This is a genomic window from Burkholderia sp. Cy-637, from assembly GCF_011753175.1.
GTDB classification, from domain to species: Bacteria; Pseudomonadota; Gammaproteobacteria; order Burkholderiales; family Burkholderiaceae; genus Burkholderia; species Burkholderia gladioli.
Genome location: NZ_VWWC01000322.1, coordinates 1 through 3,169, shown reverse-complemented (window position 1 = coordinate 3,169; position 3,169 = coordinate 1). Strand labels below are relative to the sequence as shown.

3 protein-coding genes and 1 pseudogene are annotated in these 3,169 nt (G+C 68.7%); 2 read left to right on the top strand and 2 right to left on the bottom strand.

The annotated features are described in order from the left end of the window. Together mreC and F3J10_RS35025 are read right to left on the bottom strand one after the other, a co-directional pair. On the bottom strand, positions 1 to 998 hold a 998-nt coding region (gene mreC / locus F3J10_RS35030; RefSeq protein WP_167243995.1), incomplete at its 3' end, for a rod shape-determining protein MreC. Positions 999 to 1,176: 178 nt separating this feature from the next. Then, a complete protein-coding gene (locus F3J10_RS35025) occupies positions 1,177 to 2,220 on the bottom strand; it encodes a rod shape-determining protein (RefSeq protein WP_004189550.1) in 1,044 nt (347 codons plus the stop codon). 390 nt (positions 2,221 to 2,610) lie between these two features. Here F3J10_RS35025 and gatC point away from each other — a divergent pair, with 390 nt between their 5' ends. Both gatC and F3J10_RS35015 read left to right on the top strand, forming a co-directional pair. Further along, a complete protein-coding gene (gatC, locus tag F3J10_RS35020; protein ID WP_025097222.1) occupies positions 2,611 to 2,910 on the top strand; it encodes an Asp-tRNA(Asn)/Glu-tRNA(Gln) amidotransferase subunit GatC in 300 nt (99 codons plus the stop codon). A 70-nt stretch (positions 2,911 to 2,980) separates the two neighbouring features. Then, positions 2,981 to 3,169: pseudogene (locus F3J10_RS35015) on the top strand (Asp-tRNA(Asn)/Glu-tRNA(Gln) amidotransferase GatCAB subunit A); the annotation flags it as partial.

Genomic DNA, 3,169 nt, shown 5'->3' with positions numbered 1-3,169 from the left:
CTGGCGGCGGGGGCTGCCGGGGCGGCCTGGGCCGGCGCCGGCGCGGTGGCGGCCGGCTTCTCGCCGGCGGCGGGCGCCGCGCCCTTGCCCTTGTCGGCGGCCTTCGCGCCCTTCTTGCCCTTGGCGTTCTTGTCCGCGTCCGGGTCGACCGGGCGCGGCGGCACGTCGTTCTGGTAGTGCAGCACCAGCATCTCGCGCGCGCCGCGCACCGCCGCCACCGGCATGCAGACCACGTGCGCGAAGGCGGTGTCGGCCAGCTTGTCGATCCGCACCACCTTGGCCACCGGCAGGCCCGGCGGGTAGGTGCCGTCCAGGCCGCTGGTCACCAGCTCGTCGCCCACCATCAGGTCGGCGCTGGTCGGCACGAAGCGCAGGTCCAGCGAATCGCCCTTCGGGGTGCCGTAGATCACGCTGCGCAGCCCGGTGCGCAGCACCTGCACGGGAATCGCCAGGTCGCGATCGGTGATCAGGGTGATCTCGGACTGCAGCGGGAACACGCGCGTGACCTGGCCGACCACGCCGTCCTCGGTCACCACCGGCGCGCCGTTCTGGATGTCGTCGTGCGAGCCGTGGCCGATCACCACCTTCTGCGAGAACGGATCGCTGGTGTCGTACTGGATCTCGACCGGGGTGGACTGGGCGGCGATCCGCGCGCGCAGGCCCAGCACGGCGCGCAGGTGCGCGTTGTCGGACATCAGCTGGCCGGCCTGGTTGGCCTGCAGCGACAGCGCCAGGTTGCGCTCGCGCAGCTGCTGGTTGTCGTGGCGCAGCGAGGCATTGGTGGCGGCGAGGTCGGCGGCGCCCATGAACAGGTCGCGCGGCACCAGCGCGGCCCGTTGCAGCGGGAACAGCGCGGTGCCCAGGATGCCCCGGACGATTTCGAGCGTACTGAAGCGCGCATCCGAGACGAGGAGCGCGATCGCCAGCGCGACGAAGAAGATCAGCCGCGCGAGCGCGGAAGGACCTTGCTTGAAGAGGGGCGGCGGACTGTATTCCATGGTCGGCGCCGGGCGCTTGATCGGTTAAATGATCCTCAGACGCGAAAAACGCGCGGCGGTTCGGCTGATCTTGCCAAGCCGGCGCGTCGCGCGTGCGTCGTCGGTGACTGCTGCCGGGGGCGGGCGCCCGCCGGCATGGGCCGCGCGCGTCGCCCGACGACGCGGCCCGGGCCCGGATTTATTCGTACGAGAAGATGCTGCCGAGCTTGTCCATGCGCTCGAGCGCCATGCCGGAGCCGCGCACCACGCAGGTCAGCGGATCCTCGGCGACCAGCACCGGCAGGCCGGTTTCCTCGGCCAGCAGGCGGTCCAGGTCGCGCAGCAGCGCGCCGCCGCCGGTCAGCATCATGCCGCGCTCGGCGATGTCGGCGCCCAGTTCCGGCGGGGTCTGTTCGAGGGCGATTTTCACCGACGAGACGATCTGGTTCAGCGGATCGGTCAGCGCCTCGAGGATTTCGTTGCTGGAGATCGTGAAGCTGCGCGGGATGCCTTCCGACAGGTTGCGGCCCTTCACTTCCATCTCCTTGACCTCGGAGCCGGGGAAGGCGGAGCCGATTTCCTTCTTGATCGCCTCGGCGGTCTGCTCGCCGATCAGCATGCCGTAGTTGCGGCGGATGTAGTTGACGATCGCCTCGTCGAACTTGTCGCCGCCCACGCGCACCGAACCCTTGTAGACGATGCCGCCCAGCGAGATCACGCCCACCTCGGTGGTGCCGCCGCCGATGTCGACCACCATCGAGCCGGTGGCTTCCGAGACCGGCAGGCCGGCGCCGATCGCGGCCGCCATCGGCTCCTCGATCAGGTAGACCTGCGAGGCGCCGGCGCCGTGCGCGGCTTCCTTGATGGCGCGGCGCTCGACCTGGGTCGAGCCGCAGGGCACGCAGATGATGATGCGCGGCGAGGGCGAGAACATCCGCGACTCGTGCGCCGTCTTGATGAACTGCTTGATCATCTGCTCGGTGACGGTGAAGTCGGCGATCACGCCGTCTTTCATCGGACGGATCGCCTCGATGTTGCCCGGCACCTTGCCGAGCATCTGCTTGGCTTCCTTGCCGACCGCCTGGATCGTCTTCTTGCCGTTGGGGCCGCCTTCCTGGCGGATCGACACGACGGACGGCTCATCGAGGACGATGCCCTTGCCGCGCATGTAGATGAGGGTGTTTGCGGTGCCGAGATCGATCGCGAGATCGTTGGAGAAGTAGCTGCGCAAAAAACCGAACATTCAGAATCCTGTCTCGCTCTGGGCCGACCCCGGGCCGAGTTGGCGCGCTGGGGTGGCGGCGGAAAAAATAACAGCCTCGGATCGGGCGGGAGCGGCCGCCTCGGGAACGCGAAGCTGCGTGTGAAATCTACCGGGGCCGTCGCGCGAGCCGCGCGGCAGGCGGGCTGGTGGCAGCCGGCTTGCAGCTAACGGTAAGCCGTGCGGGAGGGACGGTCCGGGGCTGGGTCGAACGCGTAATGATACCTTATAATTTCCGGGTATTTGAACCCAAACGGACCGTCAATTCACCGCTTCGTCCCCGCTTTTTGAGGGTTCGAACGAGTCCTCCAACCCCCTGTCGCGGCGCGGCTTCCGATGCGTCGCACAAGCCCAGTTTTTCCGGTGAAACGCATGGCTTTGACCCTGAACGATGTGAAACGCATCGCGCACCTCGCGCGGCTCGAGATAGCCGACGCCGAGGCCGAGCACACGCTCGCCCAGCTCAACGACTTCTTCGGCCTCGTCGAGCAGATGCGCGCCGTCGACACGACCGGCATCGCGCCGCTCGCGCACCCGATCGAGCAGATCCAGGACGTGGCCCAGCGCCTGCGCGAGGATGCCGTGACCGAGCACGTGAATCGCGACGAGAACCAGCGCCCGGCGCCCGCCGTCCAGGAAGGCCTGTTCCTGGTGCCGAAGGTGATCGAATAACAAGGCCGGCCCGCCCGGCCCGGGATCGCGGCTCGCCGCGCTCGCTCAAGAATCCAGGAATCCTCCAGCAATGCATGCCAACAGCCTGACCGAACTGCGCGCCGCGCTCGACGCCGGCCAAACCTCGGCCGTCGAGCTCGCGCAGCTCTACCTGCAACGCATCGACGCGGCGCGCGAGCTCAACGCGTTCGTCCACGTCGACCCCGATCTCACCCTGGCCCAGGCGCGCGCCGCCGACGCCGCGCGCGCGGCCGGCACA